This window comes from Asaia sp. As-1742 (assembly GCF_011753235.1).
Taxonomy (GTDB): domain Bacteria; phylum Pseudomonadota; class Alphaproteobacteria; order Acetobacterales; family Acetobacteraceae; genus Asaia; species Asaia bogorensis_B.
On the sequence record NZ_VWWA01000001.1, the window covers coordinates 495864 to 512153 of the forward strand.

The 16290-nt window shown below is 61.2% G+C and carries 15 protein-coding genes; 13 read left to right on the top strand and 2 right to left on the bottom strand.

From position 1 onward, the window contains the following. Positions 1 to 94: 94 nt before the first annotated feature. The 4 genes from F3J08_RS02095 to F3J08_RS02110 all read left to right on the top strand — a co-directional run bounded on the left by F3J08_RS02095 (position 95) and on the right by F3J08_RS02110 (position 5550). Positions 95 to 826: an HdaA/DnaA family protein gene (locus tag F3J08_RS02095; RefSeq protein ID WP_166928227.1), complete on the top strand. Its 732-nt coding sequence runs from the start codon at positions 95 to 97 to the stop codon at positions 824 to 826. 224 nt (positions 827 to 1050) lie between these two features. Then, positions 1051 to 3234, top strand: a complete 2184-nt coding sequence (locus F3J08_RS02100) for an RNA degradosome polyphosphate kinase (protein ID WP_370458652.1) — start codon at positions 1051 to 1053, stop codon at positions 3232 to 3234. Next, on the top strand, positions 3191 to 4741 hold the full coding sequence (locus F3J08_RS02105) for a Ppx/GppA family phosphatase (protein ID WP_166928228.1): 1551 nt from the start codon (positions 3191 to 3193) through the stop codon (positions 4739 to 4741). The genes F3J08_RS02100 and F3J08_RS02105 overlap by 44 nt, the downstream gene beginning before the upstream one ends. Before the next feature lie 77 nt (positions 4742 to 4818). Further along, the gene (locus F3J08_RS02110) at positions 4819 to 5550 is read left to right on the top strand and encodes a CDP-diacylglycerol diphosphatase (protein WP_370458646.1); all 732 of its coding nucleotides are present in this window, start codon (positions 4819 to 4821) and stop codon (positions 5548 to 5550) included. Between the two features lie 156 nt (positions 5551 to 5706). On the opposite strand, the gene F3J08_RS02115 is transcribed toward F3J08_RS02110, so the two are convergent. Beyond that, positions 5707 to 7026: an aspartate aminotransferase family protein gene (locus F3J08_RS02115; protein ID WP_166928230.1), complete on the bottom strand. Its 1320-nt coding sequence runs from the start codon at positions 7024 to 7026 to the stop codon at positions 5707 to 5709. Between the two features lie 109 nt (positions 7027 to 7135). Between F3J08_RS02115 and F3J08_RS02120 the strand changes: the two genes are divergently transcribed. After that, positions 7136 to 8293, top strand: coding sequence for an MFS transporter (locus tag F3J08_RS02120; RefSeq protein ID WP_166928231.1), 1158 nt, complete (start codon positions 7136 to 7138; stop codon positions 8291 to 8293). A gap of 33 nt (positions 8294 to 8326) precedes the next feature. Here the strand turns inward: F3J08_RS02120 and F3J08_RS02125 are convergent, their stop codons facing one another. Next, the gene (locus F3J08_RS02125) at positions 8327 to 8944 is read right to left on the bottom strand and encodes a TetR family transcriptional regulator C-terminal domain-containing protein (RefSeq protein ID WP_122039969.1); all 618 of its coding nucleotides are present in this window, start codon (positions 8942 to 8944) and stop codon (positions 8327 to 8329) included. A 314-nt stretch (positions 8945 to 9258) separates the two neighbouring features. Here F3J08_RS02125 and F3J08_RS02130 point away from each other — a divergent pair, with 314 nt between their 5' ends. From F3J08_RS02130 to uraH, 8 genes are read left to right on the top strand one after another with little or no spacing between them, the layout of a single operon-like run. Then, positions 9259 to 9987, top strand: a complete 729-nt coding sequence (locus F3J08_RS02130; RefSeq protein ID WP_166928232.1) for an HAD family acid phosphatase — start codon at positions 9259 to 9261, stop codon at positions 9985 to 9987. 1 nt (position 9988) lies between these two features. Next, entirely contained in the window at positions 9989 to 11431 is a 1443-nt protein-coding gene (locus F3J08_RS02135; protein ID WP_166928233.1) for an NAD(P)-binding domain-containing protein, read from the top strand. Beyond that, positions 11428 to 11601 (top strand): DUF4089 domain-containing protein, encoded by a 174-nt coding sequence (locus tag F3J08_RS02140; protein WP_166928234.1) that lies wholly within the window; start codon positions 11428 to 11430, stop codon positions 11599 to 11601. The genes F3J08_RS02135 and F3J08_RS02140 overlap by 4 nt, the downstream gene beginning before the upstream one ends. Beyond that, positions 11598 to 12938, top strand: coding sequence for an AtzE family amidohydrolase (locus F3J08_RS02145; protein WP_166928235.1), 1341 nt, complete (start codon positions 11598 to 11600; stop codon positions 12936 to 12938). The genes F3J08_RS02140 and F3J08_RS02145 overlap by 4 nt, the downstream gene beginning before the upstream one ends. Next, on the top strand, positions 12938 to 14515 hold the full coding sequence (locus F3J08_RS02150; RefSeq protein WP_166928236.1) for a gamma-glutamyltransferase family protein: 1578 nt from the start codon (positions 12938 to 12940) through the stop codon (positions 14513 to 14515). The genes F3J08_RS02145 and F3J08_RS02150 overlap by 1 nt, the downstream gene beginning before the upstream one ends. Positions 14516 to 14535: 20 nt before the next feature. Continuing rightward, on the top strand, positions 14536 to 15432 hold the full coding sequence (gene puuE, locus F3J08_RS02155) for an allantoinase PuuE (protein ID WP_166928237.1): 897 nt from the start codon (positions 14536 to 14538) through the stop codon (positions 15430 to 15432). Next, complete coding sequence (uraD, locus tag F3J08_RS02160; protein WP_166928238.1) at positions 15429 to 15923, top strand: 2-oxo-4-hydroxy-4-carboxy-5-ureidoimidazoline decarboxylase; 495 nt, start codon at positions 15429 to 15431, stop codon at positions 15921 to 15923. The genes puuE and uraD overlap by 4 nt, the downstream gene beginning before the upstream one ends. Beyond that, a complete protein-coding gene (uraH, locus tag F3J08_RS02165; RefSeq protein WP_166928239.1) occupies positions 15920 to 16252 on the top strand; it encodes a hydroxyisourate hydrolase in 333 nt (110 codons plus the stop codon). The genes uraD and uraH overlap by 4 nt, the downstream gene beginning before the upstream one ends. Positions 16253 to 16290 lie beyond the last annotated feature (38 nt).

Here is a 16290-nt window from a genome sequence, read left to right on the forward strand (position 1 = left end):
CTGTCGCCTCGCTCGAAAAACCTGGCCGGTTGCGTTAGTATCTGTCCTTCTAATGGAGCCGACCCGGCTCGGAAAGGACCGGAACGGCTATTGAATGGACAAAGAAGCGGGAATTGACGGATTGGCGCCGGGCAACGCCGCCGCGCAACTCGCGCTGGCGCTGCGGCCGCCTGCAAGCGTTGCAGCCCGTCACTTCATTCCGTCGGCCTCCAACGCACAGGCGCGCCACTGGCTGAACCAGACCGGCTGGCCCGATCGCAGGCTGCTGCTCTGCGGTGACGACAGTTGTGGCAAGTCGCATCTTCTGCACATCTGGGCGGCGAGGCGTCAGGCGCGCGTTGTGGATGCGGCGACGCTGGATATGGCGCAGGTGGTCGAGATCGCGGGGGCAGCCCACACCACGCTGGCGCTCGATCATCTGGAGCGTGTGACATCCGAGCGTGCCCTGCTGCATCTGCTCAATCTGGCGCGTGAACAACGCACGACCCTGCTCATCGCTTCGCGTTTTGCGCCTGTCCGTCTGCCCATCGTTCTGCCTGATCTGGCAAGCCGCTTGCGGGCCATTACGGTGGTGCCGCTTCTGGCTCCTGAGGATTCCCTGCGTTTTGCCCTGCTTCTGCGCCTGATTGCAGAGCGCCAGATGATTGTTTCCAAACCGATTCTCGATTGGCTCATGCACCATCTGCCGCGCACCTGCGATGCGATTGTGAGCGCGGTAGACCGGCTCGATCAGGCTGGGCTTGCTCATAACAGGCCACTCACGCGGGGCCTTGCACGACAGGCCCTGTCGGGACTGCTGGATGAGCCAGCCCCCGGCGAACGCTGAACCTGACCGCTCAGGCCATCACCGGGCCGGAACGTTTTATGATGATTGGGTTAAGGGGTTTGACGCGCGCTGCTCACGGGCCGATGTTGTTACTTCTCATTGGACAGAAACAGGAAACGTAGCGCGTGACGTCGTCTTCGGAAAAGGACTCAAGGCCCGCCCCCTCCAAGGCACCACGCGCCACCCGGGCGAAAGCTCCAAGGGCGACGCGTGCCACGCGTGCCGTGGCCCGTATTCCCGACCCCGGAATCGTGACCTCACCGACGCGGTTCATCAACCGTGAATTATCCTGGCTCGATTTCAACCAGCGCGTGATCGAGGAGGCAGAAAACAGCCGCCACCCGTTGCTGGAGCGTCTGCGCTTTCTGTCGATCAGTGCCAGCAATCTGGATGAATTCTATTCAGTGCGTGTGGCGGGGCTTGTTGGTCAGGTGCGCGAGGGACTGGTCGCCCCCTCGGCTGATGGTTTGACACCAGCGCGCCAGCTGACGAGCGTGCGCCGCAGCGCGGCAAAGCTCTTTGCGGCACAGCAGCGCATCTGGCGCCTGTTGCGCGGTGAACTGGCCCAGGCGGGGCTTCGCCTGTGCACACGTGAGGAACTGACAGACGCCGAGCGCGAGAGTATCGCTGCCAAATTCGAGAACGAGATCTATCCTGTTCTGACGCCGCTCGCCATCGACCCCTCGCACCCCATGCCGTTCATTCCGAATCTTGGAATGGCGTTGGCACTACGCCTCAATGACCCGACGATCCCAGGGTTCTCGATGGATGCGCTCATTCTGCTGCCCCAGCAGATCGACCGTTTCATACGTCTACCCGCGCCGCACAAGGAGGAGCCGGATATCCGCCCCGATGTGCGCTTCGTGGCGCTCGAGGACGTCATACGGCTGCACATCACGCGTCTTTTCCCCGGGATGGAAATTGCCGAGGGCGGGGTGCTGCGTATCATCCGCGATTCGGATGTCGAGTTCGAGGACGAAGCCGAGGATCTGGTGCTGTCCTACGAGACAGCGCTCAAGCAGCGTCGCCGCGGTGTGGGTATCCATCTTGCCCTCGACGCCTCCATACCGGAGAGCATGGGGCGTGAGTTCGCTGAAGAACTCGACGTGGCACGTGACGATGTGGTGGTTCAGCCCGACATCATCGGTGTGGTCGACCTCAAGCAGATGATCGTATCGGATCGCCCCGACCTGCTGTTCAAACCCTATACGCCGCGCTTCCCTGAGCGAATCCGCGATTATGACGGCGATTGCTTCGCAGCGATCCGCGCCAAGGATATCGTGGTGCATCATCCCTTCGAGAGCTTCGATGTGGTGGTGCAGTTTCTCAAACAGGCAGCGCTTGACCCCAATGTGGTGGCGATCAAGCAGACGCTCTATCGCACCTCGCGGGACAGCCCCATTGTGCGGGCGCTGATCGAGGCCGCCGAGCTGGGCAAGTCGGTCACGGCGATGGTTGAGCTGCGGGCGCGCTTTGACGAGGAAGCGAATATCCGCCTCGCGCGGTCGCTCGAATCGGCAGGCGTCCAGGTGGTGTTCGGCTTCACCCATCTCAAGACGCACGCCAAGCTCAGCCTTGTCGTCAGGCGAGAAGCTGGTGGTCTGCGGTCCTACGCCCATTTCGGTACGGGTAATTATCATCCGATCACGGCGCGTATCTACACGGATCTCTCCTTCTTCACCTGCGATCCCCAGCTCGCGAGCGATTCGGCCAAGCTGTTCAACTACATGACGGGTTATGCGACCCCGGTGGATATGGAGGCGCTCGCTTTTGCCCCCATCACGCTGCGTGACACGCTCATGGACCTGATCGAGGGGGAGATCGCTCATGCCAAGGCCGGACGCCCTGCCAAGATCTGGCTGAAGATGAATTCACTGGTCGACCCGGCCCTGATCGATGCGCTCTACCGGGCTTCACGCGCCGGGGTGAGGGTGGTTGGAATCATCCGGGGTATCTGCTGCCTGCGCCCCGGTGTGCCGGGCCTTTCGGAAAATATCGAGATCCGTTCGATCGTCGGTCGGTTTCTGGAGCACGCGCGTATCTTCGCGTTCGGCAATGGTCATCGGATGCCGTCGCACAAGGCCAAGGTCTTTATTTCCTCGGCTGACTGGATGGGACGAAACATGGATCGTCGTGTCGAGGCGATGGTGCCGATCTTCAATTCGACCGTCCATGCCCAGATCCTGGGTCAGATCATGACCATGGATTTACGTGACACACTTCAAAGCTGGGTGCTTTCCTCGCGTGGGGATTGGCATCGCGTATCTCCGGGGGCTAATCCCTTCTCGGCGCATGAATATTTCATGCATAACCCTTCGCTCTCCGGGCGTGGCTCGGCAGCGAGGGAGAAACCGCAGGATAAGGATGCGGGCCGTCGTGAACGGCCCGAGCGTATCCGCGAAGATTGAGGAAGAGGGTAGAGTGACGGGTACTGACGCGCCAAAGGGCCATCATCGCGCCGCCATCGTCGATCTGGGATCTAATTCGGTCCGGCTGGTCGTGTTCGAGGGCGTCACCCGTAATCCGATCCCGATCTTCAATGAGAAAGCCACGCTCCGTCTGGGGCGAGGGCTTGAGCAGACGGGCCGCCTGAATGAGGAGGGGCTGAGACTCGCACGCGATGTCATGACCCGCTTCAATGCCATCGCACGCGCAATGGATGCCCAACCTTTTGAGGTACTGGCGACGGCTGCCGTTCGCGATGCCAGCAACGGGCGCGAATTTGTCGAGACGCTGCATGAGTGCATGCCCGACGTGCCGATCCGTATTCTCTCGGGTGAGGAGGAAGCGGATTACGCGGCTACAGGTGTGCTCTGTGGTTTGCCGGATGCAGATGGCGTTGTCGCTGACATTGGCGGTGGCTCGCTTGAACTAATCCGCGTGGCAGGGGGCCGGCATCATGAGGCCTGCACCAAGCCGCTTGGGGTGATACGACTGTCTGACCGTTCCGGCGGTGACCTCAAACGTGCGCGTGAGGTTGTGGAAGCCGATCTTGATGGTGTGGCGTGGCTGCCTGCCCTGAAAGGAAAGCCGCTCTATCTGGTTGGCGGCGCCTTCCGCGCCCTGGCCCGGTTGCAGATTGCCCGCACGCATTACCCGCTCAATATCGTTCATCTCTACACGCTGGGTGCCGATGAGGCGCGCGAGATGGTGACGTGGCTGATCGATACCCCGCGCAAGATGCTGGAAAAAGTACCCGGCTTTCCGCGCAAGCGTCTGGACGATGTCCCGTTCTCCGCCACCGTCCTGCGGCGCCTGATGCGCATCGTGCAGCCATCACAGATCATATTCAGCGTCGATGGCCTGCGGGAGGGCTGGTATATGCGCAAGGTCGGGCAGGAGGTTGCTGCACTCGACCCCTGTCGTGCGCTGGCTGATGAGACCGCGCATCGTCTGAGCCGCAGCATGGAGCTACCTGATGATCTCGTGCGTTGGACCGAGCCCTTGTTCCAGCATGAAACGCCGTCCGAAACGGCATTGCGCGACATGGCCTGCCGTATGTCCGACATCGGCTCATTCGATCATCCCGAATATCGCGCAGCCCAGACCTATCTGCGTATCATGCGTATGCATGGCGTTGGCTTCGACCACCAGTCACGCGCCTTCGTCGCTCTGACGCTGGCGGTGCGTTACGAGGCCGACCCGGCCGATCCCCTCATGGAAGTCTCGCGGCGTCTGCTCTCACCTGATGATTGCGACCGTGCCGTGCAGCTCGGCTTTGCGCTTCGCCTTGCCTATACGATCTGCGGTGGCACGTCGGCGCTTCTCAAGAATACCTCGCTCTCGATCGAGGACGGGATTCTCTGGTTGAGCCATAATGAGCAGAGCAGCTTTGCTGCGGGTGGCGGGGTCAAGCGTCGCCTTGAGCGACTGGGTCAGAGTATGGCTCTTTCGGCGGCGACGCGTGCATGCTGAGAGGCGGTCGGGGTCTATCCCTGTTTCCCAGATCGGGTCGTACTTTGCCGCGCGGCATCAGGCGCGGAATGTGGCGGGTGGGTGTTGCCGTTGCGGCGCTGGGCGTCGGTCTTGCACCCGCCTCCCGCGCCGCCACGGTGATCCACAAGGATCATGATCCGGATATCCTCTGGAAGCTCATCAGCGCGAAGTGCTCCAAAGGGACGAAGCCCTGTGTGATCTATGACCACGCGCGGGGCATTGCCCTGCTGCATTCGCTTGAGGGGCGTGGGCAATATCTTCTGATTCCGACGGACAAGGTAGCGGGGATGGAAAGCACGGTCCTGCTCCGTCCCGAAACGCCCAATTACTTCGCCGAAGCCTGGTCTTTTCGCGATCGCGTTGGCGCGGCCTATGGGCACCCTGTTCCGGACCGGCTGCTTGCCCTCTCGATCAACTCGTCACACGGGCGCTCGCAGAACCAGCTCCACATCCATCTGGATTGCGTGGACCCTGAGGTGAGGGCGACACTGGACCGGTACGGCGACCGTATCGGGCCAAGCTGGTCATTTCTACCCGTCCCGCTGGGTGCACATCGTTACCGCGCCCTCTATCTCTCGACGCTGAACGGCTCGCCCTTCAGGATACTTGCGGGTTCCTTGGCCCATCCCGAACAGGAAATGGGGGACCATACCCTCGTCCTCGTGCCGCTCGGCGCCGGTTATGCGTTGCTTGATGACGTGGCGCATGATGATGACCATGCCTCTGGTGAAGAGCTGCAGGACCATGCCTGCCATGTTCTCGACAGTGATCCCCGATCTGTTCCTTGAGATGCGCAAGGTAACTGGCTGAACGTCTTGGGCCGAGGCGAAGCTTTGTCGCACTATTGGCCCCAAACAGGCTCGATCTGACCGGATTGCCGGGAGATCGAAAAGTCTGCGCGATGGGGGTGAGACCCCGGCGTATCCCGCCGGAGCCCAGCCTGATCAGTCGATCGTCTTGAGGATGCGGCCGATCGTCTCGAAGATGCGATCGATCTCGTTCTTTTCGATGATCAGCGGCGGTGAAATGGCGAGGATGTCACCTGTGTAGCGCAGCAGCAGCCCTTCATGGAAAGCACGCTCGAACACCTCGAAAGCGCGCGTCGTCTTGGCGCCACGGGGGGCGAGTTCGATACCGGCCACAAGCCCTTCATTGCGGATATCGACCACATGAGGCGCACCTTTCAACGAATGGGCAGCCTCCTCGAAATACGGCGAGAGCGCGGCTGCGCGTTCGAACAGATGCTCCTCGGCGTAGGTGTCGAGTGTGGCAATGGCAGCAGCACAGGCGACGGGGTGGGCCGAATAGGTGTAGCCATGCGGCAGGTCGATGGCCTCGCGCGGTCCCTGCATGAACGCGTCGAAAATCTCGTCGGATACGATATTGGCACCCATCGGGATCGTACCGTTGGTAATACCCTTGGCCACCGTCATGATGTCAGGCACGACGCCGTATTTCTCGGCGGCGAAAGACGCGCCCAGACGGCCGAAACCGGTGATGACCTCATCGAAAATCAGCACGATGCCATGCTTGGTGCAGATCTCGCGCAGGCGTTTGAGATAGCCCTTCGGCGCTGGCAGCACGCCTGTCGAGCCAGCCATGGGCTCGACGATAACAGCCGCAATGTTCGAGGCGTCATGAAGGGCGACGATGCGCTCCAGATCGTCAGCCAGTTCCGCGCCATGTTCCGGCAGGCCGCGCGAGAAAGCGTTGCGACGCAGATCGAGCGTATGGGGCAGATGATCCACCCCGGTCAGCAGCGAACCATAGAGCTTGCGATTGCCCGAAATGCCGCCAACCGAAATGCCGCCAAACCCGACGCCATGATAGGCGCGTTCACGCCCAATCAGGCGGGTGCGTGTGCCTTCGCCACGCAGGCGATGATAGGCGATGGCGATCTTGAGCGCCGTGTCGCCTGCTTCAGAGCCGGAATTGCAGAAGAAAACGTGGTTGAGCGGATTCGGGGCCAGGCGCGCGACACGGTCTGCGGCCTCGAAAGCCAGGGGGTGGCCCATCTGGAAAGCAGGGGCAAAATCGAGTGTCGCGACCGTCTTCTGCACGGCTTCCACGATACGCGGTGCCCCGTGGCCTGCATTGACGCACCAGAGTCCGGCGCAACCATCCAGGACTTCGCGGCCTTTATCATCCCGGTAATACATACCTTTTGCCGAAACGAGCATGCGCGGGGCATCGCGAAACTGGCGATTGGCCGTGAAGGGCAGCCAGAGGGCGTCGTGATTGCTGTCGGCAAATGGTGTGGTCATTGTCTCGATCCGGCTCCTTGTGGAAACATCAGGAGAAAATCGTGGCACGGGGCGCAGGATCTGGAAAGTAAGAAGAACTTGCGCAAGCTTTAATTCGGCAGGGGGTAAGATGGGTTCGGCTCGAGGGGCGCTGCTCGCGCTGGCAGTGGGGGCTTTTGCCATAGGCACGACCGAGTTCACCCCGATGGGGTTGTTGCCGGTCATTGCCCAGGATCTTCACATCAGCGTGCCCAAGGCCGGGTCGCTCGTGAGCGCTTATGCCTTTGGTGTCATGCTGGGGGCCCCCATCATGACGCTGCTGCTGGGGGCCGTATCGCGCAAGGCCGCCCTGGTTGGGCTGATGGGGCTTTACATTATCGGCAACCTCGGTGCCGGGCTCAGCCATAGCTATGCCGTTCTGATGATCTGGCGAGTGATCACCAGCCTGTCACACGGGGCGTTTTTCGGCCTCGGGGCTGTCGAGGCATCGAGTGTCGTGGCACCCGAGCGTCGTGCCTCGGCGGTGGCGTCGATGTTCATGGGGCTGACCATCGCGAATATCTTCGGGGTGCCTGCGGCAACCTGGCTGGGCGACACCATGGGGTGGCGCAGCGCTTTCCTGGTGACGGCGCTGCTCGGCGCCCTGGCCGTGCTGGCCCTCAGCCTCGCCCTGCCACCACGGGGCAGCAATCCACTCCCGGATATCCTTGGCGAATTGCGCGTTCTGGCGGGCGGTGAGGTGTTGCTGGCCCTTGCCGTCACCACGCTCGGTGCGGGGATCATGTTCGTTCTCTACACCTATATCGCGCCCTTCCTGCATAGCATCACCCATGCCAGTGAGGGACTCGTCACCCTCGCACTCATGACGATCGGCGTCGGTTTCAGCATTGGCGCAGCGCTTGGCGGTCGTCTGGCCGATCGCTCCACGCGTTTTGCCCTGTTGCTGATGCTCCCTATGCTAGGTGGCATCATGCTGATGTACCCGTTTATTGCGGTCACGCCGATCGGTGCAATACTCGGTATTCTGGTCTGGAGTGCGGCCTCTTTCGCCATCATGCCCGCGTTGCAGATGCGCACGATGCAGGCGGCACAGCGCGCCCCGGCTCTGGCGTCGTCAGTCAATATCGGCGCGTTCAACCTTGGTAACGCGCTTGGTGCCTGGCTGGGCGGCGCGGTTCTGTATCAGGGGCTAGGCTATGGTGCTGTTTCGATGAGCGGTGCCGCACTCGCCGCGCTTGCTATCCTGATTGTTCTGCTCGTTCGTGTTCCGTCAATGGACCGAGGATAAACCACCGGCAGGGCTTTCTCGGCAGGCCAGACGTCAGGCTGTTATGTCCTTCCGGGCGAGAACGAGGGCGAGGATTGTTTCCGCGGCAACATTGAAATCACTTTCTTCAAGCGTTTCCTTGCCGAGCAGGGCGGTTACCTGAGGCTGCATATCTGCATACCACTGGGTCATGGCCCAGAGGCAGAAGAGGAAATGCGTCGGATCGACCTGCGGAATCTCGCCCCGCTCCATCCAGACCCCGAATGTCTCACCGAACGGCGCTATCGCCTCACGCAGGGTTGTCGAGAGATAATCATGCAGGTAGCGCGCCCCTCCGATGATCTCATGGGCGAACAGGCGTGACGCATGGGGATTGGCACGTGAGAAGGCGAGCTTGGAGCCGATATAGGCGCGTAGGGCCGTAGAGGCTTTATTTTCAGGGCGAAGCCAGATTTCGCATTCCCGAAGCCATTCCTGCACGGTGCGCCGGAGCACTTCCTGATACAGGGTCTCCTTGGTAGAGAAATAATAATGAATATTGGCTTTGGGAATACCAGCTTCCCGGGCCACGGCAGCAATGCTTGCACCGCTGAATCCATGTTCGGAGAAGATCTTTTCAGCGGCTTCCAGAATGGTCACGACCGCAATTTCCCGAGGCGCGCCCAAAATCATCTCCTGACTGCTTCGTTGTATACGACCGTGTCTAGGCGGGTATTGGGGTATTTGCAAGTAGTTGCATCCCTATTCGGGCCACCTGAACCAGAATTTACAAAATAGGCTTTCGATGCGTTTGTGCACAAGAGGGATAGACGAAGAGGAGATGTTCTGTTTCACTTGGGGAACGAGATATCAATACAGGACGGGGCAGGTATGAAAAACGATTGTTTGAGGCAAGGACATGCTCCTGCGCACCGGTCTTGTGAGCCGTCTCTACAGCTGTGAAGATGGTGCAATTGTATCTTGGCTTCACAGGAGCGCCGCCTACCATGAATTATCCGTCTGTCGTCTGTTCGGTTTCTCGCCGGCGCTTAAATCGTTTCGGGCGCGCATTGGCGCTTGCGGTTTTGCTTGGGGCACCGGCAGCGGGCTCTGCCCACGCGGCACCGGCCAATGTAGGTGATGCAGAGATTGCCGCTACCACCTACCATGATAGCGGGGCCTATGATCGTGAGTTCGCTGCCGTGGTCGAGGAGGCATCGGAGTGGGTTCGTTTGCGTGCCACGCATGTGAGCAAGCCGGCCATTGTCCTGGATATCGACGAGACATCGCTCTCCAACTGGCCCGAGATTCAGGCCAATCATTTTGCCTATTTTCGTGATGGTCAGTGCGATGTCCTGCCCAAGGGACCGTGCGGCGTGATGGCCTGGGAAATGAGCGCCAAGGCGCAGGCTTTTCCCTCCACACTCGCTCTTTATCGTATGGCCCAGCAGCATGGCGTGTCGGTGTTTTTCGTGACCGGACGCAGTGAGAACGAGCGTGCCGATACGGCGCGTAACCTTGAGACTGCGGGTTATACTGGCTGGTCTGGCCTCGTGCTCAGGCCCGAGGGCAGCCATACGCCATCAGCCTCGGACTACAAGGCGGCGGCCCGTCGCGAGATTGAACAGAAGGGTTTCCAGATCATCGCCAATATTGGTGATCAGCCGTCCGATCTCGCAGGTGGCCATGCCGAACGTGGTTTCCTTCTCCCCAATCCATTTTACCGGGTGCCCTGACATGCAGAACAAAGCGCTCCGTGACCTCGCTGACCGGGTTCATGAGGATCTTCAGAAAATCGCCTATGCGTCGGGTCCCTGGGTCTCGTCCACCCTGACCCATCATGGTGAGCCAGTGCTCGATGTTGCGGTGATCGGTGGCGGGCAGGGAGGTCTCTCGACCTCTTTCGCGCTTCGTCGCATTGGCGTGCATAACGTTCGGGTATTCGAGCGCGCAAAAAAGGGGCAGGCGGGACCTTGGGTTACTTTTGCCCGGATGATCACGCTGCGTACACCCAAGCACGTGACTGGCCCTGATCTCGGCATCCCCTCGCTGACGCCGCGAAGCTGGTTCGAGGCGCGTTACGGCAAGGATGCATGGGAGTCGCTGGGCAAGATCGACCGGCGCGACTGGCAGGCCTATCTCGACTGGTATGAGGAGACACTTGCTCTCCCAGTGGAGCACAACCGTGAACTGGTCGATGTCGTGTGGCAGGATGGCCTGTTGCATCTGCAGTTCCGCTCGCAGGAGGGAGAGATCTCTCACGTCTGGGCACGCCGCCTTGTGCTGGCGACCGGCATTGAGGGTAGCGGGTCATGGCATGTGCCGGAATTCATACGCGAGGCGGTTCCCAGCCATCTCTACGCGCACACGCATCAGCCGATCGATTTCGAGGCGATGCGTGGCAAGCGTGTCGGTGTGCTCGGCGGCGGCGCCTCCGCATTCGATAATGCGGCGACCGCGCTAGAAGCCGGTGCCAGTTCGGTTGCCGTCTGCATACGCCGCAAGACCCTGCCGCGCATCAACCCGTATCGCTGGATGGAAAATGCGGGGTTTCTGGCCCATTTCCCGGCGCTGCCCGATCTGACACGCTGGCGCTTCATGCGCCGCATCTTCGATCTCAATCAGCCGCCGCCGCAGGACACATTCTGGCGTTGCAGCCGTCATGACGGGTTCAGCTTCCATGGTGATACCCCTTGGCTTGGCGCGCGCTGCGAGGGTGAGACCATTACCGTCGATACGCCTCACGGGACGATGGAATTTGACTTCCTGATCATCGGCACCGGCTTCGTGATCGATTTCAGCAAGCGGCCGGAAACAGCCTCGTTTGCCGGAAACGTTGCGCTGTGGCGCGATCGTTTCGAGGCCCCACAGGGCGAGGAAAGCGCCGTTCTGGACTCCTATCCCTATCTTGGCCCGCAGAGCCAGTTCCTGCCGCGCGACCCGGCTCATCCGGATGCCGCCATGCTCGGGGCGATCTATAACTTCACCTTTGCGGCGACGCCGAGCATGGGACTTTCGGGCGCCTCGATCAGCGGCATGCGCTATGGCGTGGACCGCCTGGCCCGCTCGATTGCTTGCGACCTGTTTGTCCAGGATGGTGAAAAGCACCTTGAGAGCCTGCTCGCCTATGACGCGGAGGAACTCGTCAGTCTCGGTCGGGAGGGTGAGGAGCAGGCATGATTGACGAGGCCACGCTCAATGCGCGTGCGGCTGCGCTCGATCTGACGATTCCGGTCGATTGCCAACCCGGCGTGCTGGAGAATCTCGCCCTGCTCGCCCGGTACCAGAATCTCGTCCTGTCGCTCGATCTGCCCGAGCGCACGGAGCCCGCTTTCGAGTATCATCCATGAACGCCACCGAGATTGCGCGCGCTGTCAGGTCGGGCGAACGCAGCGCTTTTGGCCTGATCGAGAACTGCCTCGACCGTGTCGCCCAGCGCGATGGCACCGTCAATGCCGTCACGCGCCTGCTGTCGGAGCGGGCGCTCAATCAGGCGCGCCGCATCGATGCTCTTGTGGCCGAGGGGATCGACCCCGGACCGCTGGCAGGGGTGCCTTTTGGCATCAAGGACCTGTTTGATGTGCAAGGTCTGGTCACTACGGCTGGGTCGAAGGTGCTGGCCAGCGAAGCGCCGGCCGATTGTGATGCGCTGCTGGTCAGCAGGCTGATCGAGGCTGGCGCCATACCGCTCGCCACGACCAATATGGATGAATTTGCCTACGGTTTTGCGACAGACAATGCCCATTATGGCATAACGAAAAATCCGCATGACAGCGCGCGTCTCGCCGGTGGGTCTTCCGGTGGGTCTGCGGCAGGCGTCGCTGCGGGATATTTCCCGCTCTCCCTCGGCTCTGACACGAATGGCTCGATCCGTGTGCCGGCATCGCTTTGTGGTGTGTGGGGCCTGCGCGCCACACAGGGCCTGCTGTCGGTATCGGGGTCTTATCCTTTTGTCGCCAGTCTCGATACGGTCGGGCCTTTCACGGCAAGCGCTGCCGATATGCGGGTGATGGTGGAGGTGCTGAGCGCGTCACCTCTGGCGCGGGTGGATGTTGCAGGGCTGAAAATGGCGCGGCTTGGCGGCTGGTTCGCCCAGGATATGTCGCGGGAGATGGAAGCGGCTCTCGCAGCTTTCTGCACGGCCCTGTCGATACGCAGAGAGATCGTTCTGCCAGAGGTTGCAAGGGCGCGTGCCGCGGCATTTGTCATCAGCGCATCCGAAGGGGCAGGGCTGCATCTCGATCGCTTGCGTCACAGCCCGGAGCAGTATGATCCGGCGGTGCGTGATCGCCTGCTCGCAGGGGCGCTTGTGCCTGCACCGCATGTTTTCAGAGCACACAAGATCCGCCACTGGTTTCGTGAGCGCATGCACGAAGCTTTTCTCGAGGCAGATATTCTTGTTGCACCCGCCGTGGTCGGCCCCGCTCCGCGGATTGATGCGCCCGTCATCGAAATTGGTGGTCAACCGGTTTCTGCGCGTGCCAATCTCGGCCTTTACACCCAGCCCCTGACTCTGGCCGGTTTCCCTGTCCTGACAGTGCCTCTGGCCATCGACGCGAATGTCGGCAGCGGGATGCCGCTTGGCGTCCAGCTCGTGGCGCAGCCGGGGCGTGAAGATCGTCTCGTTGCGCTCGGCGAGGCGCTGGAACGCGCTGGCGTCGCTCGCGCCCGTATTCTGGAGGATTGATGCTTTTCAGCGCACGCTCCCGCAAGGGAATGGTTACCGCCCCGCATCATCTTGCGGCGCAGGCGGGGAGGGACATTCTCAAGGCGGGAGGCAACGCGGTCGAGGCAGCCGTGGCCGTGGCTGCAACCCTGTCTGTGGTTTACCCCCATATGACCGGCCTTGGGGGAGATGGCTTCTGGCTCATTCGCCGCCCTGATGGCGAAACCGTGGCCATTGATGCGTGCGGCAGGCTCGCCCAGAACGCGACTCCCGAACTCTATGCGGAATGTGACAGTGTGCCCTGGCGTGGCGGGCTGGCAGCCAACACGGTTGCCGGTACGGTTGCGGGCTGGTCGCGAGCGCTTGCCTATGCGGGAGGGGCGTTGCCTCTCTCGACATTGCTGGCCGACGCCATCGATCACGCCGAGAGTGGCATGGTGGTTACGGAAAGCATGGCCGGGCTTATGGCTGCCCATCTTGACGTGCTGAGCTACATGCCCAATTTCAGTGGCCTGTTCCTGCCACAAGGCGATATGCCGATTGCGGGCGCCGTGCACAGCAATCCGGCGCTGGCGCGCACGTTGCGACGTCTCGCCAATGCCGGTCTGGGCGATTTTTACCATGGCAAGCTGGCCGATCAGATCGCGGCTGATCTTGCGGCCTGTGGTTCGCCGGTCAGCCGCGACGACCTCAACCACCATGAAGCGCTCCTGACGAAACCGCTTGAGACCACGCTGCATCATGGTCGTTTCTTCAACATGGTCGCACCCACGCAGGGCGCGGCTTCCCTGCTGATTCTGGCTCTGGCCGGACGGCTGGGCGTGACCGGGGCTGATACGGTTGACGACATTCATCGCTGGGTTGAAGCGACAAAGGCCGCCTTCATCTGGCGTGATCGCGTGATTGCCGATCCTGCCATCATGGAAACCTCTCCACAGGCGCTTTTGTCCGATCACGCTGCTCTGGATGATATGGCAGCCTCCATTGATCTGACCCGAGCGGCACCTTGGCCCCATCAGACCCAGCAGGGCGATACCACGTGGTTTGGCGTGATGGACTCGCAGGGCTGGGCCGTCAGCATGATCCAGAGCCTCTATTTCGAATTCGGCTCGGGCATCGTTCTGCCGGAGAGCGGCTTGGTATGGCAGAATCGCGGTGCCAGTTTCGACCTCGTTCCCGGGCGTCTGCGTAGCCTCGTGCCGGGGCGCAGGCCTTTCCACACGCTCAATCCCGCCATGGCCGCGCTCAATGATGGGAGCTTGCTGGCCTATGGCACGATGGGCGGCGAGGGACAGCCGCAGACCCAGGCGGCCATCGTGGCGCGCAATGTCATCGCCGGGCTGAGCCTTCAGGAATCGATCACGGCACCGCGTTGGCTGTTGGGGCGCACCTGGGGCGAAACTACCACAACGCTCAAGATGGAAACGCGCTTTGGTCCGGAAATCCTGGAGGGGCTGAGCGCGCTTGGTCACGACGTCGAGAGTCTGACGCCATTTGCCACGGCAATGGGTCATGCCGGGGCCATTCGGCGCTATGAGGATGGCACAATGGAAGGGGCCACCGACCCGCGCAGCGATGGCGGCGTGGCAGCGCTTTGAATGGGAGAGAACGAACAGGCATGACACAGGCATATCCACGCGACCTGCTCGGCTATGGTGCCAATCCCCCCGAGGCTGCATGGCCTGGCGGCGCCCGCATCGCCGTCCAGTTCGTTCTGAATTACGAGGAAGGCGCCGAAAACAACGTTCTGCATGGCGATGCCGGTTCCGAGGCCTTTCTGTCGGAGATGGTCGGTACCCGTTCGATCATCGGCGCGCGCTGCATGCAGATGGAAAGCCTGTATGAATACGGCTCTCGCGCCGGCTTCTGGCGTCTCCACCGGCTTTTCACCGAGGCAGGTTTACCCCTTACGGTTTTCGGTGTGGCAATGGCCCTTGCCCGCAATCCCGATGCTGTAACGGCCATGAAGCAGGCAGGCTGGGAGATTGCGTCCCACGGCTATCGATGGATCGATTATCAGGACATCCCGGAAGCAATCGAGCGCGAGCATATCCGGGAAGCCATCAGGCTGCATGAAGAGGTCACGGGCGAGGCTCCGCTGGGCTGGTATCAGGGGCGTACAAGCCCGAACACCGCCCGGATTGTCGCCGAGGAAGGCTGCTTCGTCTACGACGCCGATTCCTATGCCGATGATCTGCCCTATTACGACCGTCGTTATGGCCGGGCGCAGCTGATCGTGCCTTACACGCTTGACGTGAACGACATGAAGCTCGTCGCGCTCAATGGTTTTACCGAAGGCGAGCAGTTCTTCCGTTATCTGCGTGATACGTTCGACATGCTGTATCAGGAGGGCGGGCGTATGATGTCTGTCGGCCTGCATTGTCGCCTTGCAGGCAGGCCCGCCCGTGCGCTGGCGCTCAAACGTTTCATCGCCCATGTGCAGGCCCATCAGGACGCCTGGGTTACGACACGGCTCGATATCGCCCGTCACTGGCAGGAGCATCACCCCGCATGATCACCGCGAACACACGGGAAGAATTCGTATCGGCCTATGGCGATATCTATGAGCACACGCCCTGGATCGTGGCCGAGGCGTGGCCTCAGGCGCCCTTTTCAGGCCCGGAGGCCATGATCGCCGCAACATCGCAGATCATACGCGATGCCGATCACGACAGGCAGAAAGCACTGGTCAAGGCCCATCCGGAGCTCGCACGTAAGTTTGGTGTAGACCCCGATCTGGGCAGGCTCTCGGCTGCCGAGCAGGAGGGGGCGGGTCTAGACAGGTTGAGCGAGGCTGAATTCATCGCCTTCCGCGCTTTGAACGAAGCCTATCAGGCACGTTTCAATATGCCTTTCGTCATCTGTGTCCGACAGGCCACCAAGGAGCGTATGCGTCAGGAGATCGAACGTCGACTGGCGCAGTCACCGCAGGAGGAACTGGCGGAGGCCCTCGGTCAGATCGACCAGATTGCGTTGCTCAGACTCAAGGACAGGATAGCATCATGACCAGCCTTTCCACCCATGTTCTCGATACGGCAGGGGGCGTGCCCGCACAGGGTATGACGATCACCCTGCTTCATGATGATCGCGTGCTCTTTTCCGGAGCGACAAATGAGGATGGCCGCTGTCCCGGCCTGAAGGATATCGTGGTTGGGGCAGGCGCTTATGTGCTTCGCTTCGGCGTGGCGGCCTATTTCAGGGCGCGTGGGCATGATCTGCCCGAGCCACCTTTTCTGGATGTGGTGCAGATCGATTTCGGCATGACGGAGACCGGGCATTACCACGTGCCCTTGCTGGTCTCGCCCTTCGGCTATTCGACCTATCGCGGGAGCTGATACGCGTCATTCTGTATGGCGCGGGATGCGCATGAAAA

Bases quoted from the DNA above. Each gene is read 5' to 3' on its own strand.
- F3J08_RS02095 (WP_166928227.1), top strand. From the start codon at position 95: ATGGACAAAGAAGCGGGAATTGACGGATTGGCGCCGGGCAACGCCGCC.
- F3J08_RS02105 (WP_166928228.1), top strand. From the start codon at position 3,191: ATGCGGGCCGTCGTGAACGGCCCGAGCGTATCCGCGAAGATTGAGGAA.
- F3J08_RS02115 (WP_166928230.1), bottom strand. From the start codon at position 7,026: ATGACCACACCATTTGCCGACAGCAATCACGACGCCCTCTGGCTGCCC.
- F3J08_RS02120 (WP_166928231.1), top strand. From the start codon at position 7,136: ATGGGTTCGGCTCGAGGGGCGCTGCTCGCGCTGGCAGTGGGGGCTTTT.
- F3J08_RS02125 (WP_122039969.1), bottom strand. From the start codon at position 8,944: ATGATTTTGGGCGCGCCTCGGGAAATTGCGGTCGTGACCATTCTGGAA.
- F3J08_RS02130 (WP_166928232.1), top strand. From the start codon at position 9,259: ATGAATTATCCGTCTGTCGTCTGTTCGGTTTCTCGCCGGCGCTTAAAT.
- F3J08_RS02135 (WP_166928233.1), top strand. From the start codon at position 9,989: ATGCAGAACAAAGCGCTCCGTGACCTCGCTGACCGGGTTCATGAGGAT.
- F3J08_RS02140 (WP_166928234.1), top strand. From the start codon at position 11,428: ATGATTGACGAGGCCACGCTCAATGCGCGTGCGGCTGCGCTCGATCTG.
- F3J08_RS02145 (WP_166928235.1), top strand. From the start codon at position 11,598: ATGAACGCCACCGAGATTGCGCGCGCTGTCAGGTCGGGCGAACGCAGC.
- F3J08_RS02150 (WP_166928236.1), top strand. From the start codon at position 12,938: ATGCTTTTCAGCGCACGCTCCCGCAAGGGAATGGTTACCGCCCCGCAT.
- puuE (WP_166928237.1), top strand. From the start codon at position 14,536: ATGACACAGGCATATCCACGCGACCTGCTCGGCTATGGTGCCAATCCC.
- uraD (WP_166928238.1), top strand. From the start codon at position 15,429: ATGATCACCGCGAACACACGGGAAGAATTCGTATCGGCCTATGGCGAT.
- uraH (WP_166928239.1), top strand. From the start codon at position 15,920: ATGACCAGCCTTTCCACCCATGTTCTCGATACGGCAGGGGGCGTGCCC.